Genomic DNA, 26,219 nt, shown 5'->3' with positions numbered 1-26,219 from the left:
AAGTTTATTTATGGTTGATAAGGTGATTGGCTGTTTATCATTTCTATCTATTGAGATGTTTGTGATTTCTGAGGATGTGACTTTCTACCGTGTAAACCATAATAAAGTACGACAGAAGCTAGAACAACAAGAGCCATAATAAGATATAAATTACTGTATCCGACATAAGGAATTATAACGCCTAAAATAAATGGACCAATTCCGGCACCGAAATCTGCAAACATAAAGAATGTCGAAGTAGCTAGACCTACTTTATCTTTAGGTGATTGTTGCACTGCAATTGCTTGAGCGCTAGGAATGATGGTGCCATAGCCAATGCCAATAAAGACAGCGGATATGAGCAACATTATACCGGTTGTAGTACCACCTAATAATAGTAAACCGATCATAAAACTGATTAGCACTGGGTACATCACTTTATTTTCACCAAAATGATCATATATTTTCCCAGTAAAAGGTCTAGTAACAAAGGTACTCAATGCATAAACGACAAAGAAGAAACTGGAGACGTTTGCTAGATTCAACTGTTCTGTATAGACAGATAAGAAAGATAATACACTAGAATATGCAATGCCTACAAAAACGACAAAAATTGAAATAGGTAATGCTTCTATTTGTAAATAGGCCGAAATGCCTTTTGTTTCTTGGTTATAAGAATTTTGATTTTCTGATTTACTTAAACTTTTTATAAAAATTGTAGCAATTAAAGCAAGTAAAATAGCAATAAGGCTTACATTGAAGATAGATTCAAAACCAAATTGCTGATTAAGGACAATACCACAAAATGGACCGATTGCAGATGCTAACGTTACACTTAATGCATAGTAACCAATACCTTCACCTTTTCTATCGTCTGGAATAATTCTTGAAGAAATAGTGCCTGTAGCAGTTGAGGCGATACCAAAAGCAATACCATGTACAAGTCGAATTATCATTAATAGTGATAAACTTTGAATTGTATAGTAAAGACCGACTGCGATAATTGATAAAATAATACCACCAAATAGAATGCGTTTCGGCGGCAAATTATCTATGATTCTTCCAGAAAACAATCGTCCGAACAACATACCTATAATAAAAATACCCGCAGCTAAACCTCCCATGCTTTCAGAGGCATGGTATTGATTAATTGCGAATTTTGTCACAGTCACAATGAGAGTATAATGAATCAAATACATTAAAAAGTTTACAATTGTTATAAGGATGAAATCTTTTGACCATAGTTTGTTATACATAGAAAGACCTTCCTTTTATTTGTATTAAATTTTTCCTACATCTATAATTATATGAATCACAATAACTAATGTATAATTAGAATTTGTGATATTTATATAAGTTCCGCTTATATTGAGGTGATGAAATGAACTTTGAACAGTTGGTATACGTAAAGAAAATTTATGAAGTCGAATCTATTATTCATGCAGCTCAAGCATTGCATATTAGTCAATCGGCAATGAGCCAATCTATTGCAAATTTGGAAATAGAGCTAGGTTATAAATTATTTGAACGTTCTAGAAAGGGAACATTTCCCACGGAGGTTGGAAAACGATTAATTCCATTTATTATAGATATTCTAGATGCGCGGGATGATTTAGAGGGTGAGATTGATGCATTGAATAGTAAATTAACCGGCTCTTTGAAAATTGCTACAATACCTACACTTTTTAATAAAATAATTCCAAAAGCGCTCTCGGCGTTTAAAAATGATTACCCACATATAGAGATTGAAGTCATAGAAAGTGACAGAGCTAATATTATTACTATGGTAAATAATAATGAGGTCGATATAGGACTAGTTGGAAAGAGAGAGAATGAGACATTTAACAAAGGGTTAAAAATATACCCCCTTAATTTATCAACTGATTTTAGACTCATTGTACCTAAAAAATCAAAATTATCGTTGAAAGACAATATTGATTTGACAGTTTTACAACAATATCCTTTTGTACTTTATGATCGTAATTTTTATCACGATAACTTAAAGGAATTTGAAGAGGAAAACGGTCCTTTAAAAATTGTTTTTAGGACCAATAATCCTAGTGTTTTAATTAAAACAGTGTCAGAAGGCTTAGGTATTAGTATCGTTTCTAGCTTAATGTTAGAAGATGATCCATACATTGAGCATGAATTAATTGAACAGTTACCAATGGGTTCACCGTTTGATTATTTTATCTATTTTGTAGCGTTGTCTAATAAAGAGAATAATCATAAAAAAACGATTCAAACATTTATTGAATATTTAAAGTATTGATAGGTCGAAATTAAATTATTTAGTTAACAAAGTACTTTTAAAAGCAATATGAACAGATTTGTCGTTTAACAAACTGTTGGCGTTTGTAGGTGCATGGCCATCCTGATTTCAAGAAAGTATAATTTTGAAAAATAAAACGTTCTAACTTAACTTAAAGTCAAGAAATGATAAGCTATAGCTAGATATAAGAATTTTGAAACCGTCAAAATCCATTTGCTTTGAATGGCTGTTGACGGTTTCTTTATGGTGAAAATTAGGTTCAAAAAATAGAAAAGTGGTAATTTAAGTAATGAGTAATATTCCACTAAAATCCATAACTTTTGTACACTCATAGTATACAAAATCATTCATATATACTATAATGAGGTTAATAATAACTGTTTTGTACACATGGAGAATACATTACAATTTCTGTAATATACAAGGGAGATAATTACTATGAAAAAAATTATGATTACTGGGGCTTTAGGTCAGATAGGGACGGAACTTGTTGTGAAATGTAGAGCGTTATATGGAAACGATAATGTATTGGCAACTGATATCAGAGAACCAGAAGCTGGCTCACCAATTATGGATGGACCATTCGAAATTTTAGATGTTACAGATAAAACGCGTATGTATCAATTAGTGGAGTCTTTTCAACCTGATACGTTCATGCATATGGCGGCATTACTTTCTGCGACTGCAGAGCAAAATCCATTATTTGCGTGGGAACTTAATATGGGTGGTTTAATGAATGCATTAGAAGCGGCTCGTGAATATCAATTACAATTCTTTACACCTAGTTCTATTGGAGCGTTTGGACCATCGACTCCAAAGGTAAATACACCACAAGTTACTATTCAACGTCCAACTTCAATGTATGGTGTGAATAAAGTTGCAGGTGAATTGTTATGTCAGTATTACTTTGATAAATTTAATGTTGATACACGTAGTGTTAGATTCCCAGGGCTAATTTCACATATTAAAGAACCTGGTGGCGGTACGACTGACTACGCGGTTGATATTTATTTTAAAGCTGTGCGTGAAGGACACTACACTAGTTATATTGCGAAAGACACATATATGGATATGATGTTTATGGACGATGCCATTGATGCAATTATTCAGTTGATGGAAGCTGATGGTGTGAAATTAATCAACCGTAATGCTTATAATTTAAGCGCGATGAGTATTGAACCAGAAATGGTTAAAGCAGCTATTCAAGAATATAAACCTGAATTCACATTAGATTATGATGTGGACCCTGTGCGTCAAAGTATTGCTGATAGTTGGCCAAACAGTATAGATGTAAGTTGTGCACGTGCTGAGTGGGGGTTCAATCCTAAGCATGATTTACAAAAAATGACTGAGATTATGTTAGAAGCGATTGAGAAAAAAGAAAAAGTAAGTCAATAAGGTTTATTAACTTTAAATAATAATGTACAACTTTAAAATAGTATTAAAGTCAGATGATATCACTGCGTATATAAGGTTATGAATACGTAGAAAGTATGAGGGACATTGTGTCTCAAATTAGCGAATGAACGTCAATTTCTATTCTAGTTATAGAGATTGACGTTTTTGTATTTTATTCTTGTTGTAATGAATAGAGGTACGATTTGAATATTATCAATTTCTTTTATATGTAACATATCTCATATGAGTTATTTTTCGAATCCTTTTAAATAAGTGCTGTATAGTGTAATAAAATACAAAATTCATAGCATAATCAAAGTCACTTTAATTGACCTAGAGTTCACTCCAGGACATATCATAGTAAATGAAGAATATGATTGAGATATTCTATTGTTTAAGCACTGGAGGAATTAAAATATGATAAATGCTAAAGCAAGAGCGGTAAGTGGTCCGGATTCTAATTTTTACGCAACTGAAATTGAAAGAAGAGACCTTGATACACATGATGTATTAATAGAAATAAAATATGCTGGTATATGTCATTCTGACATTCATACTGCACACGGAGAATGGGGACCTGTACATTATCCGCTAGTGCCTGGTCATGAAATCGCAGGTATTGTTAAAGCAGTAGGTACTGAAGTAAGTAAATATCAAGTTGATGACCGTGTGGGTGTAGGTTGTATGGTAGATTCCTGTGGCGAATGTGAACATTGTCGAAATGGTGAAGAACAATACTGCTTAAAAGGTAATGTTGGCACATACGCGGGAACAGATAGATATGGAGAACCTACTCAAGGTGGTTATTCAACTCATATCGTAGTCCATGAAGACTTTGTCTTGAGAATACCAGATAATATTGGTCTGGATGTTGCAGCGCCATTATTATGTGCAGGTATTACAACGTATTCACCACTAAATCATTGGAATGCAAATTCAGATAAAAAGGTAGCAGTAATTGGTATGGGTGGTCTTGGTCATATGGCTGTTCAAATTGCACATGCAATGGGGGCAGAAGTGACTGTTTTATCTCAAACCTTAAATAAAAAAGAGGATGGCTTGAAATTAGGTGCTACACACTACTATGCGACAAATGATACAGCGACCTTTGAGAAACTTGCAAGTTCATTTGATTTAATTATTAATACAGTTAGTGCAAATTTAAATTTAGATGAATATCTACGTTTATTAGCATTGGACGGTACTATTGTTAATGTTGGTGCGCCTGCTGAACCAATTTCATTACGTGTTGCTAACTTAATTGGTCATCGCCGATCATTTGCTGGTTCAGCAATTGGTGGTATTAGAGAAACACAAGAAATGCTTGATTTTTGTGCACAACATCAAATAGAACCACAAATTGAGTTAATTACAGCGGATGATATTGATAACGCATATGAAAGAGTATTGGCATCAGATGTTAAGTATCGCTTCGTAATAGATACAAGTACGATGTAATGGATATTTCAGTTACTTAGTAAATTGGACACAGGTTGAGACATTTTTAATGTTTCAGCCTGTTCTTTTTCTTTTAATAAAAATTGTTATATCTTGCTTTGATATATTAAAATTGCTACATACAATTGAATTGATTTTTATTTATTAATAATTGATATATTTTAAATTTTTTGAAAATTATTGAACAGCGTATCTGCTATTGGTATAATTTAGTATAAATACTTTAAATGAGCATTGGGAGGAAAGAATCATGTCAGAAAAAATTAAATTTGTACAACGTGAAAACTTAAAAGAAAAACCGGATCCTAGTGATTTAGGTTTTGGGAAATACTTCACTGATTATATGTTAAGTTTCGACTATGATATTGATCAAGGATGGCATGATTTACAGATTGTGCCTTATGGGCCAATAGAAATTTCACCAGCAGCACAAGTGCTTCATTATGGACAAGCAGTGTTTGAAGGATTAAAAGCCTATAAGCATGAGGGAGAGGTAGATTTATTCCGACCTTCAGAGAACTTTAAGCGTATCAATCATTCATTAGCTCGTTTAGATATGCCTGAAATTGATGAAGCATTATTACTTGAAGGATTAAAGCAATTGGTAGACGTAGAAAGAGACTGGGTACCAGAAGGTGAAGGACAATCATTATATATTCGTCCATTTGTATTTGCAACAGAGGGTATCTTAGGCGTACGTCCTTCTTACTCTTATAAATTATTAATCTTATTATCTCCATCAGGTTCATATTATGGTGGCGCTTCATTACAACCAACTAAGATTTATGTTGAAGATGAATATGTGCGTGCCGTAAGAGGTGGCGTCGGACATGCCAAAGTGGCTGGTAACTATGCAGCGAGTTTACTCGCACAAACAAATGCTGCAGATCAAGGTTATGACCAAGTACTTTGGTTGGATGGTGTTGAACAGAAATATGTTGAAGAAGTTGGAAGTATGAACATTTTCTTTGTTGAGAATGGTAAGTTAGTTACGCCAGAATTAAATGGTAGTATCTTACCTGGTATTACACGTAAGACAATTATCGAATTGGCTAAAAAGTTAGGCTATGAAGTTGAAGAGCGTCGTGTATCAATTGACGAACTTATTGAAGCCCATAATAGTGGTGCTTTAACAGAAGTATTTGGTACAGGTACAGCAGCTGTAATCTCACCAGTAGGTAAATTAAAGTATGAAGATACTGAAATTGTGATTAATAATAATGAGACTGGTGAAATTACGCAAAAATTATATGAAAACTATATTGGTATCCAAAGTGGTAAATTAGATGATCCAGAAGGTTGGAGAGTTGTAGTTCCAAGATATTAATATGAATTATAATATGAAGGCTTGCTCGGGTGTGTATGACTCGAGCAAGTCTTTTTTATAACAAAGTATAGAATTAGCTGCAATTATTTTATTATTTCAAATTCAACATTTGTTTCATTAGTGAAAAATATATTAAAATAGTAAGCGTTGGTATTAAGAGTTAAAAATACAGGAGCTGTTAACGAGATGGAATGGATATTATTCGATAAAGATGGTACTTTGATATATTTTGATAAAAGTTGGATGAAAATCGGTTTACAATTAGTCGATGATTTTTTGACAACATATAAAGCTGATATTACTGATGTTGATACAGCTTACGAATCATTAGGTGTTATTGATGGTGAGATACAACCTGGAACTGTTATGGCATCAGGCGCTTTGGATGAAATGATTGATGCATTCTGCGAAATCGCTGGCCAAGATGTATCAACATGGGCGCAACAACGCAGCCAAACATTGGTGGATCAACGTGTGCCAGAAAATGAATTAGTTGAAGGGATCGAACAGACACTTGAGACGCTAAAGCAACGTGGATATAAGTTAGGTATTGTCACAAGTGATTCGAAGATTGGTGTTGATCAATTTTTAGAAGTAACAAAATTTGATCGCTTTTTCGATTTGATTATTTCAACGGAAGCAGATGCAGTTGAAAAACCAAATCCTGAAGTACTAAACCCTTTATTCTATAGATATGATGTAAAGCCAGAAAATGTTGCGATTGTTGGAGATAATGCGAATGATATTCAAACTGGTATTAATGCGAAGCTAGGATTGAAAGTTGCAGTATTGACAGGTGTTGGTTTGAAAGAAGAATTAACACAAGCGGATTATATCGTAGATAATGCTAATGAAATTATAAACTTAATAAATCGATAGGCGCTGTACTTAAATTATGTCATAATATACTCAACGTATATTATGGCTTTTTTATTTAAAGCATATTTGAATAATAGGGGTGGTAGGATGATAGATGGTAAGTATGCTGACTACAAAGGCGAGACATATAAAGTTGTAGAAATTATCAGTCAAGAAGTCGTACTAGTAACAGAAGATAATCATGCAGTAGAGCATGGTTTTGAAGCACAAACTACGCATCACTCAAATCATACATTGTACTTTAAACAAGTGCCGAGAACAGACTTGGATGAATTATATGAGTTATTTCAAGAAGCACGTTATGAGGGCTCAGTATTTGATCTCTATCAAGATACAGAGGGCGATTATTATATCGGCACAGAAGATGAAGATAAAGCAAGTACATTTGGTTTAACTAAAACGGATACGGATTATTTTAGTAAATATGTAACAGAAGAAGAAATCGAGAAAATTATTTACCGTAGTCATATTGAATAATAAAAAAATCGAAGCATGACGACATCATATCACTTGCCGTATGCTTCGATATATTTTTCTAAATGATATTTAACGTTGGTCAACTTTGCGATAAGCTTCGATTGCATTGCGTATCTTATCAATAATTGGATCTAACGTATCAGGTGACTCGTGCAAATCGTATTCATTGATATTTACACGCACAACAGGGCATGCATTGAACTCATTAATCCAGTCGTCATAACGTTTAAAGAGCTTTTGCCAATAGGCATGATCCGTCTCAATCTCCATTTGACGACCACGACGTTCAATTCGTTCGATGACCTCGTCGTAATCACATTCTAAGTAAATGAGCACGTCTGGTTTTGGAAAGTATGGTGTCATAACCATAGCATTAAATAATTCTGAGTAGGTATTGAAATCTTCCGGACTCATCGTACCTTGTTCTTCGTGCATTTTTGCGAAAATATCTACATCTTCATATATGGAACGGTCTTGTATAAATCCGCCACCATATTCAAACATGCGCTTTTGTTCTTTAAAGCGTTCTGCTAAAAAGTAAATTTGTAAATGGAAACTCCAGCGTTCAAAATCGTTGTAAAATTTATCTAAGTATGGATTTTGATCTACATTTTCAAATGATGTTCTAAAGTTGAGACGTTCAGCTAATGCTGTTGTTAAAGTAGATTTACCCACACCAACTGTACCTGCAATTGTGATGACGGCATCTTGAGGGATTCCGTAATTATTCATTATTTGCTCCTCCAATCAATGGTTCAATCATTTCTAATATATATTGATAGTGCTCATTGTAATTAACAAAATCCAAATCAGTAGTGTCGATGCGAATTACACGTTGACCTTCAGCTTTCAACGATTCGTAATAATCTTGGTAATCACGCTTTAAGTTAATTAAATAATTATCTTCTATTTGATGTTCAAAGCTTCTGTTACGATGAGCGATGCGCGATTTTAATGTTTCTAATTTAGCATCTAAAAAGATAATGACGTTTGGCATCTCCAAATCTTCAGTTAATATATCATAGATACGAGAAAACTTTTCAAACTCTTTTGTTGTTAGTGTATTGCTCGCAAATATTTTATTTTTGTGAATGTGATAATCGCTAACGATACCGGAATGCATTTTGGCAATATCCTGAAATTGTTTGTAGCGATTACATAGAAAGAACATTTCAGTTTGGAAACTCCATTTTGAGATATCTTCATAAAAATCAGAAAGAAACGGGTTTTCAGAAATGATTTCTTTTTCTTCGTAATAATTAAGTGACTGACTAAGTTTGTGTGCTAATGATGATTTGCCAACACCGATTGGCCCTTCAATAGCTATAAAAGGTTTTTTCATATTTACCGCTCCAATGTTAAAATAGACAATAAGTATTGTACCATATATAAGGTGTGTGACACATGACAACTGATGAATATTATATGAATTTCGCAATTACAGAGGCTGAAAAAGCGGGGGCAATGGGAGAAGTACCCATAGGAGCAATTATTGTTTATAATGATGAAATTATTGCGCGTGCCCATAATTTAAGAGAGCAAGCACAAATGCCGACTGCTCATGCTGAACACATAGCTATAGAACAAGCGGCTGCCCAAATAGGAAGTTGGAGATTAGAAGATTGTACATTGTATGTAACTTTGGAACCATGCGTGATGTGTTCTGGAGCAATCGTAATGAGCCGAATTCCTCGCGTAGTATATGGAGCAAGTGATCCTAAAGGAGGGTGTGCTGGCAGTTTGATGGATTTATTACAAGAAGCGCGATTTAATCACAGAGCGAGCGTTACTGCTGGTATTTTAGAGGAGCAATGTGGCACGTTATTGAAGCAATTTTTCAAGCAATTAAGAAATAAGAAAAAAATAGACCAATCGGCGGATAATACAAATAGTTAAACTTTTGTTAGAATATAATTATGTTACAAAATTATGTCTAAAAAATTGAGTGTGTAGTTAAATTTGTAGTAATGATAATAGAGGGAAATGAGGAAAACGAATGATAAATCTAATTGCAACAGATATGGATGGTACATTATTAAATGCGGCACATGAAATTTCAGAGGAAAATATTCAAGCCATTAAATACGCACAATCGTTAGGTATTACAGTTGTTATAGCGACTGGTAGAGCGTTTTATGAAGCGAATACGCCTGTGAACCAGACGGATTTAAAGGTGCCATATATTTGTTTGAATGGCGCGGAAGTTAGAGACGAATCATTTAATATAATGAGTACATCTAATTTAAACCGTGAATTGATAAACAGAATTACTGAAGAATTAAATCATGAGGATGTTTATTATCAAGTTTACACGAACTTGGGTATTTATACTGAAAATCCCCAAAAAGATTTAGATATATATATTGATATTGCAGAGCGAGCTGGTCAAACTGCTGATGTTGAAAAGATTAAGCAAGGCATACAAAAACGTATTGATAACGGTACGTTAAAGGTAGTAGAGAATTATGACAAGATTGAAAAAACACCGGGTGAAATTGTCATGAAAATATTAGCGTTCGATAGTGATTTATCAAAAATTGAACGTGTCAGTCGTAAATTAGCTGAATCAGGTAGTTTGGCTGTTTCTTCATCTTCAAGAGGCAATATTGAAATTACACACTCTGATGCACAAAAAGGAATTGCTTTGGAGACTATTGCAGAGCGTCTCAACATCGATATGCAGAATGTAATGGCTATTGGTGACAATTTAAATGATGTGTCAATGTTAGAACGTGTTGGCTATCCAGTAGCTATGGATAATGCAACAGAAGAAGTTAAACAAGTGGCTAAATATGTAACAGAAACAAATGAACAAAGTGGTGTAGGTAAAGCCATTATGAAATTAATACAAGAAAATAACGAGAAATAATATAGAGGTGAATGAATCAATGAAAGGTTTAATTATTGTAGGAAGTGCAAAAATAGGTTCTCATACTACAGCTTTAGCTCATTTTTTAAAGGGACATTTCGAAGAACATGATTTTGAAGCAGAAATATTCGATTTAGCTGAGCGTCCAATCCATCAATTAGACGTATCAGGTGCATCAAACCCAAGTGAAGACTATAAACAGAATTTACAAGACTTACAAAGTAAGGCAAGAGAAGCAGACTTTTTCGTCTTAGGTACTCCGAACTATCATGGTTCATATTCAGGTATCTTAAAGAATGCATTAGATCATTTAACTATGGATGACTTTAAGATGAAACCTGTTGGATTAATTGGTAATAGTGGCGGTATCGTAAGTTCTGAACCATTGTCACATTTAAGATTAATCGTTCGTACATTATTGGGAATTGCAGTACCTACTCAAATTGCAACGCATGATACAGATTATAATAAATTAGATAATGGTACACTTTATTTAGATAATAGTGAATTCCAATTAAGATCTAAATTATTCGTTGATCAAATTATTTCATTTGTTAAAAATAGTCCATACGAACATTTAAAATAAATCATACAAACTGATGACTTATTTAATGTGTTAATAGATGACGAGCAAGCATAAATTTGCTAAGTGACACGTATTAACGAAAATAATTAAAAGCACTTCCGTTAAATACATTTTAAGACAATGTATCAAAACGGAAGTGTTTTTTTTGATGTAAATAATTGTATTTTAAAATTATAGTTATCAAGATGATGAGTATGTTTAGTAATGATGTTTGTACATCGTTGATTTTTAATTATCTGCAAGTATAGACTGCACGATATAGTGGTATTGTTCGAGTGTCTGTTTAATTTTAGTTAAATTAATATCATTTAATATAATAAGTCGCTCATCTGAATCATTACGGACTTTTGTTAAATATCCAGAGTTGATTAAATGATTCAATTGTACTGAGAAGGGCATATTACGATTGAATAAGATTTGCTTTAATTCTGTGGAATCTAGTTGTGTTTTATTTAACTGATATAACTTGTCTAGAATAATGATATCTGCGAATGTAAGTTGAAGATTTTGTTTAATAATTTTTTTGATAAGTTTTCTTCTTTCTTCGTAATTAATGAAATTCATATTCAACACCTCAATATTAAAATAGTTATATTGCTATGTATGATGCAATGAAGTTATATTTATCTATCAGTTACAGGGCGAACAATTTCATGAGGGGGACAGTGATGAAATCTTTGGAAATGAGCAATGTAATCTTGATGTGATTTGAAATTATACTTTTCCCAAAGTTGTTCTGAAGGGCGTCCTCTAGATAATTCGCATGTCGAGGCATGTATTTTACAGCCTAAAATATACTCAGATAGTGGGCAGGACATAAATGTTGAAAATTCACGCGATAGGTAACTATAGTTTAAGTAATAGCGTTGTGCAAACCAAAGACAACTATGTTTATCAGTTGAACATTGATTAATGTGCTTGACGATTGCTTCAATAATAGCACTATTTGAAGTTGTAACATCGGCAGCTTTATGATGTACATCTACATGGAAAATATACTGAATCAATTGGTTCAAAGCAGTTTGAATCATCGTTGAATGATGTGCAATTTCAGCAGTTACAACTGTATTGAATTGTTGCTCAATTGTATTAGGTGACGGTGGAGGTTGCTTGACGATTTGTTCTAAGTTCAAATTACGAGTTACTTCATGATAATAGAAATTGTTAAAAGTCAAACGCACTAATGTGCCAGTAAAGTCAATTAACTTAAAATTGTCGTAATCATGGACCCAAAATAATTCCTTCTCCTGATATTTTATTAAACAAGTGTCGTTTAAAATAGTTAAATTGCCATCTAATAAATAATAAATATTTACAAAATATAGTGTACGCAAATCTTTACTTGGTAGTTCTTTGTTATTGAAATAATGTATTTGAAAGTCAATGTCTGAAATCTTTTACTCACTCCTATTTATAAATATTCCGGAATTAGATTAGTTAAATTTTAATATGGAAGAGGTATATTGAACATCGAAAAAATTTAAAAAGTGACACATGTTTTTTTAATATTTAATGTTAATATGCTACGGTTTGTAGCAATATTTAAACAGGATTTGTAAAAAAATTGACTTATTAAGCAATAAGGGGGAGTGGATTCTTAAAAAACGAGGTGCTGTTTATTCAAAGTTAATGGTTTTTATTAATTATAGTCGGTATCGGTGTGGATTGAATAAATGTTAACAATTCTAAATAGAGGTAGTTGAAGCGGTATGGTTTGCATAAATAATTCGTTTATATATATTGTGTATGTTGATTGATGTCATATCTCTTAAATTAAAGGAATAAAAAAACACTTCCGTATACATGCTCAGTTAATGAGTGTAACGAAAGTGTTGCTTTATATTTGGCCTGTAAACTGCGTCGATTATTTAACGAGTTAATATAGTTATTATCTGTCATTTATTTATGACACATATTAATTAAAGCGTGATAACAGATTACTTTCTATATTTAAGCTTTGCAAATGCATCGTGTTGATGAATTGATTCTTCATTACGACATTCAATATCAAAGCCATCTAACCAATCAAAACCAACTAAATCTGCTGCGATAAGACGAATTAAATCTTCTACAAAGCGAGGATTTTCATAAGCGCGTTCGGTAACGCTTTTTTCGTCAGGACGTTTCAAGATTGGATAGAGAATTGAACTCGCATTTGCTTCCATTGCATCTAAGATTACATCTTTGAAATCGTCATTTAATATGACATCTTTATTTAGATACGCTTTTACAGTAACAATACCTCTTTGGTTGTGAGCTGAGTATTCACTGATTTCCTTTGAGCAAGGGCAAAGTGTTGTTACTGCAGCTTCAATCGTAATTTCTTTACGTGTAACGTCCTTTTCATCAATAGCGATACCATACGTTACATCAGCATGACCTACAGCTTTAATTTGTGTAACTGGGCTATAACGGTCGAAGAACCATTTTGCAGAAACATCTAATCCGGCTGAAGATTGATTCATGCTTTCTTGTAAGCTACGTAATACATGATATAAAGTATCAAAATTCAACTCAATACCATTGTGATAATGCTTTTCCACACTTTCCAATATACGGCTCATGTTAATGCCTTTTTCATCTTGGTTTAAGCTTGTTGAAAAGCTGAAGTTTCCAGCAGTTTGGAAACGGTCCACGTGAACGGGATAAACTAAATTCTTAATGCCTACTTCTTCTATTTCAAACAAGAAATCTTTATGCGTACTTTGTAAGTCTTTCATTTTTTCTTTAACGGTTGGTTTAGTACCTTCGACAGGATCGACAGAACCAAAGTGTTTCCATCGACCCTCTCTCGTTGATAAGTCAAATTCAGTCATGCTATTTCCTCCACTTAAGATTCAAAGTTATAAGTCCAATAAGGTTCTACTTCTAAGAAGCTCTTTACTTGTCCAGATACATCAGGTGTTGCAAGTTGCTCTAAGAATGGACCTGTTTGTGATGCGTGTGCTTCAAATGCGCGTAGTTTTACCTCTTTATAATCACTGATCTCATTTAGAATGTCAGGTTCACCAAGTTTTTCTTTTGCGTCATTGCTAAATGCTACGAGTTGTAAGCGTGGTCGATCTTCTTTTGCCATACGTCCTACAGTTCTAACTACCGCTTCTGCAGTAGCTTCATGATCTGGATGCACAGCAAATTTAGGATAGAATGAGATAATTACGGATGGTTGTAATTCATCTATTAAAGATTTTACCATGGTATCCATCTCATCGTGTGGTTCGAATTCCACTGTTTTATCGCGTAATCCCATTTTTCGTAAATCGGTAATCCCAATTGCTGCCATTGCATTTTCTAATTCTTTTTCCCTAATATGTGGTAATGATTCTCGTGTTGCAAAAGGTGGATTCCCTAAGTTACGCCCCATTTGTCCTAATGTCAAGCATGCGTAAGTAACTGGGATGCCATTGTCTATATAACGTGCTAGTGTCCCAGCAGATGAGAACGATTCATCATCTGGATGTGGGAAGATTACTAATACGTGGCTTTCCTCTGTCATGATTCGCCCTCCTTAAACTTCAAATGGTTGTGTACTAATTTCTAATGCAGCAGCGAGTTGCCCTTCATAGTTAAAGCCTGCTAATAGAAATTCACCATTGTCATTTACTTCATAATGCGTTAATCCTTGAACATAAACCCAACCGTTGTTAACGAGCTTTAATCCAACTCTGTATGGATCCTTTTCTCCGCCTTTAAGTTGTGCATGTTCATAAGTCACTTGTATATTACGTAAAAATGTTCCTGCGTTAAATACACGTTGATCGAAATGTGCAGCATAAGCACCGTTCGTCGTTTCTACATGTATATATACTGGTTTATTTTCATATGATGAAAGTAGCGTCTGTACTTGTTCAACATTAATTTGTTCCAAAATTTTGCCTCCTTGCCATTAGAAACGGACATTACAAAATTCAATTATAGTCATTGCGTATTGCAAAATAATTTAGAATATAGAAGTATATCTTCTAGTGTAAACGGACTTGTATACATTTTCTACTAGTAATGTGAATTTTATCTCTAACAATCCTACTTTATTAATGATTATCTTCCTATTTTACTAAAAACAGTAACAGAAATGTAACTCTCTGCTCAATTATTCGCAAAGAATTTTAAGTTTTTAATGATAATCTGTGAAAAAGTGCTTATTCTGTTAAAAATCAACAATATTCTATAGTATAGGAATCGACAAGTGCTTCTTAATTTGTTGCAGAATGATATAGCATTTTAATGGAGGGAATTGGTATGAAAATTACAAATTTAGGTACGCGTTCATATGCATCATTTTACGTAGCGTGTGAATTATATAAACAAATGAGTCAACATCCCCACAGTAAACTTGGTTTAGCAACGGGAGGGACAATGGTTCAAATTTATCAATATTTAGTCGATTTATTACACAAGAATCAGTTAGACGTTTCACAGATTGAAACATTTAATTTGGATGAATATGTCGGACTAGATGCTAAACATAAAGAAAGTTATCACACATACATGAGGGAGCAATTATTTAGTCGATATCCTCACTTCGATGCATCATTGATCCATATTCCACAAGGAGATGCATCCGATTTAACAATAGAAGCAACTAGGTATGAAAATTTGATAAATCAACAAGGACCAATTGATATTCAAATACTAGGCATAGGAGAGAATGGTCATATTGGATTTAATGAACCTGGAACAGATATTAATAGTCCAACACATATCGTCAATCTAACAGAAAGCACCATACAAGCTAATAGTAGATACTTTGCTGATGAGAATGAAGTACCTAAACAAGCAATTTCGATGGGTTTAGCAACGATTCTCAAGGCTAAGAGAATTATTTTAATTGCTTTTGGTGAGAAAAAAAGGGCAGCCATTGAGGCATTAACTAACAATGAAGTAGACCCAGAGGTACCAGCAACTATCTTACATGCACATCCTAATGTAGAAATATATGTAGATGATGATTCAGCACCGAGAATTGAACCAGTCGTTTAATAGAAATAACTAAGGGTAAACAGATGATGTGTAAAGTTAGATAATTAATGTTTAAATGTAATGTGTAAGTAGATAAACACATTTATTACAATAGAAGGGATGATTATATTGGAATTACAACTAGCAATTGATTTATTAAATAAAGAGGATGCTGCAGAATTAGCAAATAAAGTTAAAGATCATGTGGATATCGTAGAAATTGGTACACCTATTGTAATTAATGAAGGTTTACCAGCTGTAAAACATTTAAGCGATAATATTGATGGTGTGAAAGTTCTAGCTGACTTAAAAATTATGGATGCTGCAGATTATGAAGTGAGCCAAGCGGTTAAATATGGTGCAGATGTAGTTACAATTCTTGGTGTAGCTGAAGACGCTTCAATCAAAGCAGCTGTTGAGGAAGCACACAAACATGGTAAACAATTATTAGTAGATATGATTGCGGTACAAGATTTACAAAAACGTGCGAAAGAACTTGATGCACTAGGTGCAGATTATATCGCTGTCCATACTGGTTATGATTTACAAGCAGAAGGTGTTTCTCCGTTAGATAGTTTACGTCAAGTTAAATCAGTAATTAGCAATTCAAAAGTAGCTGTAGCAGGTGGAATTAAGCCAGAAACAATTAAAGATATCGTGGCTGAAGATCCTGACCTAATTATTGTTGGTGGCGGCATTGCAAATGCTGATGACCCTGTTGAAGCTGCAAAACAATGTAAAGCGGCTATTGAAGGAAAATAATAATGACTGAAATTACAAACTACCGTTTAATACTTGATGAACTTGATAACACATTATCGCATGTGAAAGATAGTGAAGCGGAGACATTTTTAAAGCAAATCATTAAAGCAGAACAGGTATTTGTATCTGGAAAAGGTCGTTCAGGGTTTGTAGCGAATAGCTTTGCAATGAGATTAAATCAATTGGGTAAGGTAGCACATGTTGTTGGTGAGTCAACGACACCTTCTATTACTGACAAAGATATATTTGTTATTATTTCGGGTTCTGGTTCTACAGAACATTTAAGATTATTAGCAGATAAAGCGAAATCTGTCGGTGCAGAAGTTGTATTATTAACAACAAAACCATCATCTCCAATTGGTGACTTAGCAAATGCGATTATTGAACTTCCAGCAGGTACAAAGTATGATGCAGAAGGTTCAGCACAACCTTTAGGAAGTTTATTTGAACAAGCGGCACAAATTTTCTTAGACAGTATTGTCTTAGACTTAATGAGTGCATTGAAAGTTGACGAAGAAACAATGCAACAAAATCATGCAAACTTAGAATAAGTTACAAATGTAAAATTGTATTGTAGTAATGACTTATATGTTATTTAAATAAGAAGAAATAGGTGACGCTAAATCATCGACGATTAAGTTGGTGGTTTAGCGTTATTTTTTTATGCAAGGTGTATTTACTCGACAAAAATGGGAAACTATACCACTTTTATAGCAAAATCCTTGAATATATTGTTGTTTCAATAATGAATTGCTAGTGTTGAGTCTGAAAATAGGGATTAATATGTCATCGGTCACCCTATTTGTATTTTTTTCAAAAGCATAAAGTGACTATAAAATGTTAATATATAAAATATAAAAGTTTACAAAGAGAGTGGATATGATGCAACTACTAAATAAGATAGCAAAATATGCTGAACAACAAGGATCGCAGATTGCCCTTGATTTTGATGGAAAGCAATTAACATATGCACAATTACAAGCTGAAATTAATCGAGCAAGACAGCCAATTTCAAAGTTGGAGTCAAATAATATTGTGGCATTAACGATGCAACAACCTCTATTACTGATTGTTAACTATCTAGCTGTTTTAAGTGAAGGTAATATACCATGCGTATGTGATTTTCGATGGACGAATAAACAACGTAAGCAGATATTAGCTCATTATCAAATTCCATATGTTATGGATGATAAATTAACTGTTATTACTACGGGTTATTCACAACAAGATACATATGATAATACTGAGTTACAGTTATTACATATTGGTTTTACATCTGGTACGACAGGTTTACCAAAGGCATATTATAGAGATGAACCATCTTGGATAAATTCTTATGTAGAAAATGAAAAACTACTGACAACAACAATATCGACAATACTAGCGCCTGGTCCCTTATCTCACTCATTATCGCTATATGCATGTATTTATGCATTATATAGCGGGAGAACATTTATAGGACAGCAAACATTTAGTGCAGCATTATTTATAGATCAAATTACAGCAGTACAACAGCAAGTTGCTCTATTTTTAGTGCCTACGATGTTAATTGCATGCCTCACAGGTTATCAGCAACTAAATGGGCAACATTTTATATTTAGTAGTGGAGATAAATTAGCACCACACATTAGGGAAAAAGTGTCACTCATGTTTCCTAAGGCAATTGTTGTAGAATTTTTCGGAACATCTGAAGCGAGTTTTATTAGTTACAATTACAATAATCAGGCGCCTACTAACTCGGTAGGTAAATTATTTGATAATGTATTTGTTCGTTTCGATAACCAAGATCATAATCAGATTGGCACACTTAATATTAATAGTAATATGGTGTTTAGTGGATACGTAGATCAAGGATTTCAACAAGATGAATGGATTCGCACTGGAGACTTTGCATCTATGGATGATGCGGGCTATCTCTATTTACATGGTCGAGAACATGACCGTTTGATTATTGGTGGTAGGAATGTCTATCCATCTGAAGTTGAGGAAGCAATTAAAGGTACGGGATGGTTTGATGAAGTGTTAGTTATTGGACAAGCACATCCTAAATTTGGAGAGATAGCTATTCTATTGTACAAAGCCCCAACATCAATAGACTACATTGACTTAAAGTGCTACTTATCACAGCAAATTCCAAGATATCAGATTCCATCAAAATTAATCAGAGTTGAACAATTTGAATATACTGTAAGTGGGAAAATAGCACGTCATAAGATGAAACAATGGTATAGAGAGAGTGGGGATAAGGGATGAGAGAACCAGTTATTGTCGCAGCTAAACGAACAGCATTTGGAAAGTACGGGGGGCAATTACGCCATTTGGAACCAGAGCAGTTGTTAGCCCCTTTATTCAATTATTTTAAACAAACTTACCCATTTATTATGGGGAAAATAGATGATGTAGTGCTAGGTAATGTTGTTGGAAATGGCGGTAATATTGCACGTAAGGCTTTGTTAGAAGCTCATTTAAGTGATGAAATTCCTGGACTTACAATCGATAGACAATGTGGCTCAGGATTAGAGTCTGTCATTCATGCTTGTCGAATGATTCAAGCGGGTGCAGGTGATATCTATATTGCCGGAGGGGTGGAAAGCGTTAGCCGCTCGCCATGGAAGATTAAACGTCCTCAGTCAGTCTATGATACACAGCTTCCGGAATTTTTTGAGCGCGCATCATTTGCTCCTGAGCATATCGATCCATCGATGATTGAAGCGGCAGAAAATGTTGCCAAATTATATGCAGTGTCTCGCGAGCAACAGGATACATTTGCATGGCAAAGTCATCAAAAAGTAATACAAGCTTACACTGATGGCATTATACCAAATGAAATAATTCCTTTGAAAATTAGAGGTCAACAATTTGATGAGGATGAAAGTATCAAGCCTAACTTAACAGTACATACTTTAAATCGTTTTAAGCCATTATTAGAACAAGGAACAGTTACAGTTGGAAATAGTTGTATGAAAAATGATGGAGCAGTATTACTTATAGTTATGGAACGTAAATTAGCAAAACATCATGGATTTGATCAAGGTTTGCTATTTAAACATAGCAAGACTAAGGGTGTTTCACCTGAAGTTTTGGGCATAGGTCCAGTACCGGCTGTTACAAGTTTATTAACTGATGCAGAATTCACAATGGCTGATATTGATGCTGTAGAGTTAAATGAAGCCTTTGCCTCTCAAGTTATCGCCAGTCAACACGCTCTAAAAATACCAGATGATAAATTAAATATATATGGAGGTGCGCTAGCAATGGGGCATCCCTATGGTGCGAGTGGCGCAGCATTAGTTACACGTTTATTTTATATGAATAACAAACAACGAACGATTGCGACAATGGGCATTGGAGGTGGAATGGGGAATGCAGTCTTATTTGAACGATGGAGAGGAAACGTTAGAGATTAACTTTTCTCAAGAGGAAGTTGCTCAATATTATAGCTTTTTCAAACAACCCATAAACAATATAGTGCCACCTTTGCAATGTGCACGAATTTGGCCAAAGTTTAAAATGTTTCATAAATTTGAGCAAGAAACTTTGTTATTACAAGAAACAATAATTGAACAATTTGAAGATATCTATGTTGGAAATCAATATACAGCAAAATTAACAATGATAAAGCAAAGAAAAATCAAACAATTCATCCAATATAGCTACAAGTTAGAAATGAATAAAAATTCTGAAAAGTGTATTAATATCACTCAAGTGTTTTTGAGAAAGGTGACGTAATGATTCGAATAGCAAAAAATGAAGTGTTAGATTATTTGCAACTTGTTCATGATAAAAACCCAATCCATCAACAACTTGTGCCAGGTCAGTTGGTTGTAGAAATAGCGAAATTAAGCCTTAATATTTCATGGACAAATTATAAAATTAAATATGTTGAACCTGTTGAAATAAATGAATTCATCCAGTTTGAACTTGCTGAAGTAGGTCATATCATTGTTTCAAATTCGGATAAAAGGGTAAAAATCCACATCCTTAAAATTTAAAGGTATGTATATAAATTGTATGTAGTTAAAAAAGTGGTTTTCAAAAATTGTAAAATTCTTCTGTCTTGTTTTTTTGATTTATTGCAAAATGAATAAAAATAAAAAATAGGAAATTAGAGAATTGTATTCAATTTGACAAAATAGATTAACTACGTATAATAATATAACATGTTAAGGGGAGTGACATGTTCATGGATTATGATAAGGATTTTGATAAAAGTAACATAAATAAGGTAGATCCTAAAGCAGCTAAAAAAACGGTATTTGCCACTGGTATTGGTAATGCGATGGAGTGGTTTGACTTTGGTTTATATTCTTATTTAGCAGTTATAATCGGACAAAACTTTTTCAGTTCGGTAGAAAATGATCAACTCAAAACTATTTTTACCTTTGCAACGTTTGCAATTGCATTTTTACTTAGACCTGTTGGTGGTATCATCTTTGGTATTATCGGGGATAAGTATGGTAGAAAGGTAGTATTAACAACCACGATTATCATGATGGCATTTTCAACATTGTTAATCGGATTATTACCTACATATGATCAAATTGGTGTTTGGGCACCTATACTACTGCTATTTGGTAGGGTGTTACAAGGATTTTCAACTGGTGGAGAATATGCAGGTGCGATGGTGTACGTAGCGGAATCTTCACCTGATAATAAAAGAAATACACTTGGTTGTGGACTAGAAATTGGTACTTTATCTGGTTACATAGCAGCTTCGGTTTTAAGTGGTTTATTATTCTTCTTCTTAGATGATCAACAAATGGCATCTTGGGGTTGGAGAATTCCATTTATACTTGGACTATTCTTAGGTATCTTTGGTTTCTATTTAAGAAGACGATTAGAAGAGTCGCCGGTATATGAAAATGATGTTGCGACACAACCGAAAAGAGACAACATTCGTTTCTTTACAATCTTAAGATATTACTATAAAGATATTCTTGTTTGTTTTGTAGCAGTTGCATTCTTCAACTGTACTAACTATATGGTAACTTCATATATGCCTTCATATTTACAAGAAATAATTAAACTTGATAGCACAACTGTTTCATTTTTAATTACGATTGTAATGGCGATTATGATCCCATTAGCGTTAATGTTTGGTAGAGTTGCCGACAAGATTGGTGAAAAGAAAGTATTCTTAATTGGATTAATCGGAACAGCATTGTTTAGTGTTGTATCGTTCTCATTCTTCCAATCTAAATCATTAGTATTGATTATCATCGGTATCTTTATTCTAGGTTTCTTCTTATCTACGTATGAAGCGACGATGCCTGGTTCTTTACCAACAATGTTCTATACACATATTAGATATAGAACTTTAGCTGTAACGTTTAACGTATCTGTATCATTATTTGGTGGTACAACGCCATTAATCGCTTCTTCATTAGTAGCGAAAACGGGAGACCCATTATCTCCAGCTTATTATTTAGCAGCAATGAGTGTCGTTGGAATAATTGTAATTTCATTATTACATGTAAGTACGGCAGGTAAATCATTAAAAGGTTCTTATCCAAACGTACAAAATGATAAAGAATATGAATATTATGCCAACAACCCAGAAAAAGCATTGTGGTGGGCCAAAGACAAACGTGTTTAATTAATAGAAAAAATAGTATTGGAATAATAAATACTGTTAATTGTTTCATGTCTAGGACATTGCAATATTTAGAATGAAAAATAAGTGCATGGAATATCGCACTATATTGAATAAAAGAGATTCTGGATTGTAAATTTCAGAACTATAGCACTCAGATGAATTCATCCAATTTATCTGAGTGTTTTTCTATGCTGTACTATGTTTTATGAGCTTGGTTTCTTAGAAACGGTTTTCTAATTTAAGTAGATATGTGTGGTATAGATGTCAGACCGAAAGGAATAGAATAACCGATTCTCTTTCGATTGTAAGTTGAAATGTGTATGATAGATACTTTGGTAAATCGAGTTATTTGAAGTATAAGGTGTCGAACGTAACGAATATTTATTTAAATTAACTAAAGAGCAAAAAACAAGGAGGCTGTCATATGACAACCTCCTTGTTCTATTGGCATAACACGTGTTAACGACAATACTTCGAGTTGCTCTCCAAGTGACAAAGGGGACAATCTTTGGTCGAATGGGCGTTATGCCAATTAGGGTGAGTGTTTTTAGGAATGTTTTATGCAAAGTAGACTAAAGGGGACAACTTTAATCATACTTTTGAGTTTTAACTTCATATTTTTTTGGGGTAGTTATTTATGTTCTTCTGAATTTGTTCATCGAGCTTTATCTGTTTAGTCTTTGATGTTCGTTCAATCATGTGATTAATAGCTTAATTTCATACTATCAACATCACCTTCAAGTAGAGAGAGTAACTTATATAATTCGTTTTTACTAAAGTTCTCATCAAATTTAACAGTTATCGATTTAAAGGTCTTGGTGATAATTTCATAAATTGGGTTTCCATTTTCGATTGTCTGTTTGTAGATAATCATGTTGTAATTCCCTCCTTTGTCTCTCTACACTTAATATAGTAATATAATACGTTATATTTATCATGAGTCTGTAGTATCAACTTTAATTCAGACTATTGTCGTACTAGAATGTTAAGCTCATGTTAACTATATTTAAGGTATGTCAGACACTAACATTGATCGCATTTAAGCAAGAATTTAAAACAACAAATTTAGTGTCTATGAGAAATAATTAGAATGAATTCCTTCTATATAATAATGGAGCCATGAGTTGGAAGGAATATGGACACAAACAAAAAAGGTAGTTGCATAGCGAGTATGCGACTACCTTTGAGAGTTTGTATATCGTTCTAAAGCGACTTTAAACTTCAGTTACATCGATATCAATATGTTCGATACGGTTATAAGCACCATGATCTACAGGTCCGACGAATTCATTCATCTTCCAACCATGTTTAATTGCAGATGCTACAAATGCTTTAGCAGCGATAACTGCTTCACGAGGTGATTTGCCATTTGCTAAATAAGCAGTTGTTGCTGCAGCAAAAGTACAACCAGCCCCATGATTGTAACTTTGTTGGAACATATCTGTAGATAATTGATAGAATTTATCGCCATCAAAGTATAAATCATAAGATTTATCTTGATCTAAAGCCTTACCACCTTTGATGATAACGTGTTGTGCTCCGTGGTCATGAATAATTTTAGCTGCTTCTTTCATGTCCTCGATCGAAGTCAATGTACCTAAGTTGGCTAATTGACCCGCTTCAAATAAGTTTGGTGTCACTACAGTTGCCTTTGGTAACAAGTACTTAATCATTGCATCTGTATTCCCAGGATTTAGTACTTCATTTTCCCCTTTACAAACCATAACTGGATCTACGACAAAATAGTCAGCACCTGATTCAACAAATGCTTCACCGGCACGTTTGATAATTTCTTCAGTTCCTAACATCCCTGTTTTGACTGCATCAGGTCCAATAGAGATAGCAGTTGCAAGTTGCTTTTCAAATACATCAAATGGCAATGGTGTAACATCATGAGACCATGTTTTTGTATCCATAGTCACGATAGAAGTCAACGCCACCATGCCATAAGTATCTAACTCTTGAAATGTTTTCAAGTCTGCTTGCATACCTGCACCAGCGCTTGTATCAGAACCAGCAATTGTTAGTGTTTTCTTTAAAGCCATTGAAGTTCACTCCCTATATTTTTATATGATAATATCATACCACGATTGTCGACTATTCTAAATAATGAGAATTTATATAATCTATGGATTGTTTAAATGAGTTTAATAGATGTAGTAGTAACGTAGAAGTTTGCTATATGTTAATATATACAATGAGGTGATTCACTATATGGAATGGTCCGATATATTTCATGAAATTACGACAAAACACGACTTTCAAGCGATGCATGATTTTTTGGAAAATGAATATACGACACAAATCGTTTATCCAGATAGAAAAGACATATACCAAGCCTTTGATTTAACACCTTTTGAGCGAGTAAAGGTAGTTATTTTAGGTCAAGATCCTTATCATGGACCAAATCAAGCACACGGGTTAGCTTTTTCAGTACAACCCAATGCTAAATTTCCACCATCGTTGAGAAATATGTATAAAGAATTAGAAGATGATATTGGCTGTCACAGAAACTCTCCGCACTTACAAGATTGGGCGAGAGAGGGTGTATTATTATTAAATACGGTATTAACAGTTCGCCAAGGCGAAGCGCATTCACATAAAGATATTGGTTGGGAAGTATTTACGGATGAAGTAATAGCGGCAGTATCTCACTATTTATCGAACGTAGTATTCGTATTGTGGGGGAAACCTGCACAACAAAAGATCAAACTAATTGATACAGAGAATCATCATGTAATCACAGCGCCCCATCCGAGTCCATTATCAGCATATAGAGGATTCTTTGGCTCGAAACCATATTCACAAGTGAACGCATACCTTGAGTCACATGGAATTAGTCCAGTTAACTGGTGTGAAGGTGAGGAATAATATATGGAAAAGGAAAAAGTAATTCAACTTATTGAACAAGAGCTTGTGCAAGCTGATGAAGCGAGTAGTAAAGTTGAATTTGAAAAACATATCTATGCAATACGTACATTGACAGAACTTGTAACAAGTGATTCGAACAATGTATCATTCTATGAGCAACGACAGGTATTATCTAAATCTGCACATTCACAAGGATTATCACAATCAAATACATCGGTAACAACGAATCAACCGAAGAGCGATGAAATATCAATGGCTGAGTTGAAGGCGATGGGTGGTCATGTACCATCAAAGCAACAAACGACGACAAGTGATAACGCTGTGTCAGGAAATCGAATGGTTACTGATGATGAATTAGGTAATGGCGAATCTATTTTTGACTTTTAATATAGAAGGGATATAGCAAACATGATGAAATTATTTATTATATTAGGTGCTTTAAATGCGATGATGGCAGTTGGTACGGGGGCATTTGGAGCCCATGGATTGGAAAACAAATTGTCAGCTAAATATATGTCAGTTTGGGAGAAGGCTACAACGTATCAAATGTATCACGGTTTAGGATTATTAGCGATTGGTATTATAAGTGGTACGACTTCAATTAACGTTAATTGGGCTGGTTGGTTGATGTTCTTCGGTATTGTATTTTTCAGTGGCTCATTATATATATTAGCATTGACGCAAATACGTATATTAGGTGCAATTACTCCAATTGGTGGCGTATTGTTTATAGTAGGTTGGTTAATGTTAATTATTGCAACAGTTAAATTATAATTGTTTAAGAAT

Annotated in this window: 30 protein-coding genes; 20 read left to right on the top strand and 10 right to left on the bottom strand. The window is 33.8% G+C overall.

What is annotated here, in order from left to right:
• Positions 1-47 precede the first annotated feature (47 nt).
• Positions 48-1,235 carry an MFS transporter gene (locus ACY191_RS13200; RefSeq protein ID WP_229366953.1) on the bottom strand — a complete coding sequence of 396 codons (1,188 nt, stop codon included), beginning with the start codon at positions 1,233-1,235 and terminating at the stop codon, positions 48-50.
• 125 nt (positions 1,236-1,360) lie between these two features.
• On the opposite strand from ACY191_RS13200, the gene ACY191_RS13195 reads away from it, so the two are divergent.
• The 6 genes from ACY191_RS13195 to ACY191_RS13170 all read left to right on the top strand — a co-directional run bounded on the left by ACY191_RS13195 (position 1,361) and on the right by ACY191_RS13170 (position 7,790).
• Positions 1,361-2,251 carry a LysR family transcriptional regulator gene (locus ACY191_RS13195; protein ID WP_042738037.1) on the top strand — a complete coding sequence of 297 codons (891 nt, stop codon included), beginning with the start codon at positions 1,361-1,363 and terminating at the stop codon, positions 2,249-2,251.
• Positions 2,252-2,689: 438 nt separating this feature from the next.
• On the top strand, positions 2,690-3,649 hold the full coding sequence (locus ACY191_RS13190) for an NAD-dependent epimerase/dehydratase family protein (protein WP_107512766.1): 960 nt from the start codon (positions 2,690-2,692) through the stop codon (positions 3,647-3,649).
• 417 nt (positions 3,650-4,066) lie between these two features.
• Positions 4,067-5,107: an NAD(P)-dependent alcohol dehydrogenase gene (locus tag ACY191_RS13185; protein WP_042738039.1), complete on the top strand. Its 1,041-nt coding sequence runs from the start codon at positions 4,067-4,069 to the stop codon at positions 5,105-5,107.
• A gap of 250 nt (positions 5,108-5,357) precedes the next feature.
• A complete protein-coding gene (locus tag ACY191_RS13180) occupies positions 5,358-6,434 on the top strand; it encodes a branched-chain amino acid aminotransferase (RefSeq protein ID WP_042738040.1) in 1,077 nt (358 codons plus the stop codon).
• 186 nt (positions 6,435-6,620) lie between these two features.
• Entirely contained in the window at positions 6,621-7,313 is a 693-nt protein-coding gene (locus tag ACY191_RS13175; RefSeq protein ID WP_042738041.1) for an HAD family hydrolase, read from the top strand.
• A gap of 87 nt (positions 7,314-7,400) precedes the next feature.
• On the top strand, positions 7,401-7,790 hold the full coding sequence (locus tag ACY191_RS13170; RefSeq protein WP_042738042.1) for a hypothetical protein: 390 nt from the start codon (positions 7,401-7,403) through the stop codon (positions 7,788-7,790).
• A 69-nt stretch (positions 7,791-7,859) separates the two neighbouring features.
• On the opposite strand, the gene ACY191_RS13165 is transcribed toward ACY191_RS13170, so the two are convergent.
• On the bottom strand, positions 7,860-8,522 hold the full coding sequence (locus ACY191_RS13165; RefSeq protein ID WP_042738043.1) for a deoxynucleoside kinase: 663 nt from the start codon (positions 8,520-8,522) through the stop codon (positions 7,860-7,862).
• Positions 8,515-9,132 carry a deoxynucleoside kinase gene (locus ACY191_RS13160; RefSeq protein ID WP_229366954.1) on the bottom strand — a complete coding sequence of 206 codons (618 nt, stop codon included), beginning with the start codon at positions 9,130-9,132 and terminating at the stop codon, positions 8,515-8,517. The genes ACY191_RS13165 and ACY191_RS13160 overlap by 8 nt, the downstream gene beginning before the upstream one ends.
• A gap of 62 nt (positions 9,133-9,194) precedes the next feature.
• Here ACY191_RS13160 and tadA point away from each other — a divergent pair, with 62 nt between their 5' ends.
• The 3 genes from tadA to ACY191_RS13145 all read left to right on the top strand — a co-directional run bounded on the left by tadA (position 9,195) and on the right by ACY191_RS13145 (position 11,245).
• On the top strand, positions 9,195-9,686 hold the full coding sequence (gene tadA, locus ACY191_RS13155) for a tRNA adenosine(34) deaminase TadA (RefSeq protein ID WP_042738045.1): 492 nt from the start codon (positions 9,195-9,197) through the stop codon (positions 9,684-9,686).
• Between the two features lie 100 nt (positions 9,687-9,786).
• The gene (locus ACY191_RS13150) at positions 9,787-10,659 is read left to right on the top strand and encodes a Cof-type HAD-IIB family hydrolase (protein ID WP_042738046.1); all 873 of its coding nucleotides are present in this window, start codon (positions 9,787-9,789) and stop codon (positions 10,657-10,659) included.
• Between the two features lie 19 nt (positions 10,660-10,678).
• Complete coding sequence (locus tag ACY191_RS13145) at positions 10,679-11,245, top strand: NADPH-dependent FMN reductase (RefSeq protein ID WP_042738047.1); 567 nt, start codon at positions 10,679-10,681, stop codon at positions 11,243-11,245.
• A gap of 228 nt (positions 11,246-11,473) precedes the next feature.
• Here the strand turns inward: ACY191_RS13145 and ACY191_RS13140 are convergent, their stop codons facing one another.
• The 5 genes from ACY191_RS13140 to ACY191_RS13120 form a co-directional block, all read right to left on the bottom strand.
• On the bottom strand, positions 11,474-11,809 hold the full coding sequence (locus tag ACY191_RS13140; protein WP_042738048.1) for a transcriptional regulator, SarA/Rot family: 336 nt from the start codon (positions 11,807-11,809) through the stop codon (positions 11,474-11,476).
• 59 nt (positions 11,810-11,868) lie between these two features.
• Positions 11,869-12,378, bottom strand: coding sequence for a hypothetical protein (locus ACY191_RS13135; protein WP_229366955.1), 510 nt, complete (start codon positions 12,376-12,378; stop codon positions 11,869-11,871).
• A gap of 804 nt (positions 12,379-13,182) precedes the next feature.
• Positions 13,183-14,061 (bottom strand): GTP cyclohydrolase FolE2, encoded by an 879-nt coding sequence (gene folE2 / locus ACY191_RS13130; RefSeq protein ID WP_042738050.1) that lies wholly within the window; start codon positions 14,059-14,061, stop codon positions 13,183-13,185.
• 14 nt (positions 14,062-14,075) lie between these two features.
• Complete coding sequence (bshB2, locus tag ACY191_RS13125) at positions 14,076-14,741, bottom strand: bacillithiol biosynthesis deacetylase BshB2 (protein WP_042738051.1); 666 nt, start codon at positions 14,739-14,741, stop codon at positions 14,076-14,078.
• Positions 14,742-14,753: 12 nt separating this feature from the next.
• Positions 14,754-15,113, bottom strand: a complete 360-nt coding sequence (locus tag ACY191_RS13120) for a YojF family protein (protein ID WP_042738052.1) — start codon at positions 15,111-15,113, stop codon at positions 14,754-14,756.
• A 371-nt stretch (positions 15,114-15,484) separates the two neighbouring features.
• Here ACY191_RS13120 and nagB point away from each other — a divergent pair, with 371 nt between their 5' ends.
• The 8 genes from nagB (at position 15,485) to ACY191_RS13080 (ending at position 22,562) form a co-directional block, all read left to right on the top strand.
• Positions 15,485-16,225, top strand: coding sequence for a glucosamine-6-phosphate deaminase (nagB, locus tag ACY191_RS13115; RefSeq protein ID WP_107513262.1), 741 nt, complete (start codon positions 15,485-15,487; stop codon positions 16,223-16,225).
• Between the two features lie 108 nt (positions 16,226-16,333).
• On the top strand, positions 16,334-16,966 hold the full coding sequence (gene hxlA / locus ACY191_RS13110; protein WP_042738054.1) for a 3-hexulose-6-phosphate synthase: 633 nt from the start codon (positions 16,334-16,336) through the stop codon (positions 16,964-16,966).
• A gap of 2 nt (positions 16,967-16,968) precedes the next feature.
• Positions 16,969-17,517: a 6-phospho-3-hexuloisomerase gene (gene hxlB, locus ACY191_RS13105; RefSeq protein ID WP_042738055.1), complete on the top strand. Its 549-nt coding sequence runs from the start codon at positions 16,969-16,971 to the stop codon at positions 17,515-17,517.
• Positions 17,518-17,845: 328 nt separating this feature from the next.
• Positions 17,846-19,219 carry an AMP-binding protein gene (locus ACY191_RS13100; RefSeq protein ID WP_229366956.1) on the top strand — a complete coding sequence of 458 codons (1,374 nt, stop codon included), beginning with the start codon at positions 17,846-17,848 and terminating at the stop codon, positions 19,217-19,219.
• Positions 19,216-20,373 carry a thiolase family protein gene (locus ACY191_RS13095; protein WP_229366957.1) on the top strand — a complete coding sequence of 386 codons (1,158 nt, stop codon included), beginning with the start codon at positions 19,216-19,218 and terminating at the stop codon, positions 20,371-20,373. Before ACY191_RS13100 ends, ACY191_RS13095 begins: the two co-directional genes overlap by 4 nt.
• On the top strand, positions 20,330-20,695 hold the full coding sequence (locus tag ACY191_RS13090; RefSeq protein WP_229366958.1) for a hypothetical protein: 366 nt from the start codon (positions 20,330-20,332) through the stop codon (positions 20,693-20,695). The genes ACY191_RS13095 and ACY191_RS13090 overlap by 44 nt, the downstream gene beginning before the upstream one ends.
• Positions 20,695-20,958 carry a hypothetical protein gene (locus tag ACY191_RS13085; RefSeq protein ID WP_042738059.1) on the top strand — a complete coding sequence of 88 codons (264 nt, stop codon included), beginning with the start codon at positions 20,695-20,697 and terminating at the stop codon, positions 20,956-20,958. Before ACY191_RS13090 ends, ACY191_RS13085 begins: the two co-directional genes overlap by 1 nt.
• A 191-nt stretch (positions 20,959-21,149) precedes the next feature.
• Positions 21,150-22,562, top strand: coding sequence for an MFS transporter (locus ACY191_RS13080; protein ID WP_229366959.1), 1,413 nt, complete (start codon positions 21,150-21,152; stop codon positions 22,560-22,562).
• Positions 22,563-23,265: 703 nt separating this feature from the next.
• Here the strand turns inward: ACY191_RS13080 and vraX are convergent.
• Together vraX and thiD are read right to left on the bottom strand one after the other, a co-directional pair.
• The gene (gene vraX / locus ACY191_RS13075) at positions 23,266-23,436 is read right to left on the bottom strand and encodes a C1q-binding complement inhibitor VraX (RefSeq protein ID WP_042738061.1); all 171 of its coding nucleotides are present in this window, start codon (positions 23,434-23,436) and stop codon (positions 23,266-23,268) included.
• Positions 23,437-23,776: 340 nt separating this feature from the next.
• Positions 23,777-24,607 (bottom strand): bifunctional hydroxymethylpyrimidine kinase/phosphomethylpyrimidine kinase, encoded by an 831-nt coding sequence (gene thiD, locus ACY191_RS13070; RefSeq protein WP_042738062.1) that lies wholly within the window; start codon positions 24,605-24,607, stop codon positions 23,777-23,779.
• Between the two features lie 169 nt (positions 24,608-24,776).
• Here thiD and ACY191_RS13065 point away from each other — a divergent pair, with 169 nt between their 5' ends.
• From ACY191_RS13065 to ACY191_RS13055, 3 genes are read left to right on the top strand one after another with little or no spacing between them, the layout of a single operon-like run.
• Positions 24,777-25,433 (top strand): uracil-DNA glycosylase, encoded by a 657-nt coding sequence (locus ACY191_RS13065; protein WP_229366960.1) that lies wholly within the window; start codon positions 24,777-24,779, stop codon positions 25,431-25,433.
• 3 nt (positions 25,434-25,436) lie between these two features.
• On the top strand, positions 25,437-25,820 hold the full coding sequence (locus ACY191_RS13060) for a DUF5327 family protein (protein WP_107527372.1): 384 nt from the start codon (positions 25,437-25,439) through the stop codon (positions 25,818-25,820).
• Positions 25,821-25,844: 24 nt separating this feature from the next.
• Positions 25,845-26,207 carry a DUF423 domain-containing protein gene (locus ACY191_RS13055; protein WP_107512341.1) on the top strand — a complete coding sequence of 121 codons (363 nt, stop codon included), beginning with the start codon at positions 25,845-25,847 and terminating at the stop codon, positions 26,205-26,207.
• Positions 26,208-26,219 lie beyond the last annotated feature (12 nt).

Source organism: Staphylococcus sp. TCBT05, from assembly GCF_055179755.1.
The sequence above is the reverse complement of the archived record's forward strand: the minus strand, read 5'-3'. Positions and strand labels throughout refer to the sequence as shown.

What these genes read in the sequence shown, in the direction of transcription:
- ACY191_RS13150 (WP_042738046.1), top strand. Translation starts at nt 9,787, where the DNA reads ATGATAAATCTAATTGCAACAGATATGGATGGTACATTATTAAATGCG.
- vraX (WP_042738061.1), bottom strand. Translation starts at nt 23,436, where the DNA reads ATGATTATCTACAAACAGACAATCGAAAATGGAAACCCAATTTATGAA.
- folE2 (WP_042738050.1), bottom strand. Translation starts at nt 14,061, where the DNA reads ATGACTGAATTTGACTTATCAACGAGAGAGGGTCGATGGAAACACTTT.
- ACY191_RS13055 (WP_107512341.1), top strand. Translation starts at nt 25,845, where the DNA reads ATGAAATTATTTATTATATTAGGTGCTTTAAATGCGATGATGGCAGTT.
- ACY191_RS13060 (WP_107527372.1), top strand. Translation starts at nt 25,437, where the DNA reads ATGGAAAAGGAAAAAGTAATTCAACTTATTGAACAAGAGCTTGTGCAA.
- ACY191_RS13095 (WP_229366957.1), top strand. Translation starts at nt 19,216, where the DNA reads ATGAGAGAACCAGTTATTGTCGCAGCTAAACGAACAGCATTTGGAAAG.
- ACY191_RS13080 (WP_229366959.1), top strand. Translation starts at nt 21,150, where the DNA reads ATGGATTATGATAAGGATTTTGATAAAAGTAACATAAATAAGGTAGAT.
- hxlB (WP_042738055.1), top strand. Translation starts at nt 16,969, where the DNA reads ATGACTGAAATTACAAACTACCGTTTAATACTTGATGAACTTGATAAC.
- ACY191_RS13165 (WP_042738043.1), bottom strand. Translation starts at nt 8,522, where the DNA reads ATGAATAATTACGGAATCCCTCAAGATGCCGTCATCACAATTGCAGGT.
- ACY191_RS13085 (WP_042738059.1), top strand. Translation starts at nt 20,695, where the DNA reads ATGATTCGAATAGCAAAAAATGAAGTGTTAGATTATTTGCAACTTGTT.
- ACY191_RS13065 (WP_229366960.1), top strand. Translation starts at nt 24,777, where the DNA reads ATGGAATGGTCCGATATATTTCATGAAATTACGACAAAACACGACTTT.
- ACY191_RS13160 (WP_229366954.1), bottom strand. Translation starts at nt 9,132, where the DNA reads ATGAAAAAACCTTTTATAGCTATTGAAGGGCCAATCGGTGTTGGCAAA.
- ACY191_RS13195 (WP_042738037.1), top strand. Translation starts at nt 1,361, where the DNA reads ATGAACTTTGAACAGTTGGTATACGTAAAGAAAATTTATGAAGTCGAA.
- ACY191_RS13090 (WP_229366958.1), top strand. Translation starts at nt 20,330, where the DNA reads ATGCAGTCTTATTTGAACGATGGAGAGGAAACGTTAGAGATTAACTTT.
- ACY191_RS13145 (WP_042738047.1), top strand. Translation starts at nt 10,679, where the DNA reads ATGAAAGGTTTAATTATTGTAGGAAGTGCAAAAATAGGTTCTCATACT.
- nagB (WP_107513262.1), top strand. Translation starts at nt 15,485, where the DNA reads ATGAAAATTACAAATTTAGGTACGCGTTCATATGCATCATTTTACGTA.
- ACY191_RS13190 (WP_107512766.1), top strand. Translation starts at nt 2,690, where the DNA reads ATGAAAAAAATTATGATTACTGGGGCTTTAGGTCAGATAGGGACGGAA.
- ACY191_RS13180 (WP_042738040.1), top strand. Translation starts at nt 5,358, where the DNA reads ATGTCAGAAAAAATTAAATTTGTACAACGTGAAAACTTAAAAGAAAAA.
- ACY191_RS13100 (WP_229366956.1), top strand. Translation starts at nt 17,846, where the DNA reads ATGATGCAACTACTAAATAAGATAGCAAAATATGCTGAACAACAAGGA.
- tadA (WP_042738045.1), top strand. Translation starts at nt 9,195, where the DNA reads ATGACAACTGATGAATATTATATGAATTTCGCAATTACAGAGGCTGAA.
- ACY191_RS13140 (WP_042738048.1), bottom strand. Translation starts at nt 11,809, where the DNA reads ATGAATTTCATTAATTACGAAGAAAGAAGAAAACTTATCAAAAAAATT.
- thiD (WP_042738062.1), bottom strand. Translation starts at nt 24,607, where the DNA reads ATGGCTTTAAAGAAAACACTAACAATTGCTGGTTCTGATACAAGCGCT.
- ACY191_RS13185 (WP_042738039.1), top strand. Translation starts at nt 4,067, where the DNA reads ATGATAAATGCTAAAGCAAGAGCGGTAAGTGGTCCGGATTCTAATTTT.
- bshB2 (WP_042738051.1), bottom strand. Translation starts at nt 14,741, where the DNA reads ATGACAGAGGAAAGCCACGTATTAGTAATCTTCCCACATCCAGATGAT.
- ACY191_RS13175 (WP_042738041.1), top strand. Translation starts at nt 6,621, where the DNA reads ATGGAATGGATATTATTCGATAAAGATGGTACTTTGATATATTTTGAT.
- ACY191_RS13170 (WP_042738042.1), top strand. Translation starts at nt 7,401, where the DNA reads ATGATAGATGGTAAGTATGCTGACTACAAAGGCGAGACATATAAAGTT.
- ACY191_RS13200 (WP_229366953.1), bottom strand. Translation starts at nt 1,235, where the DNA reads ATGTATAACAAACTATGGTCAAAAGATTTCATCCTTATAACAATTGTA.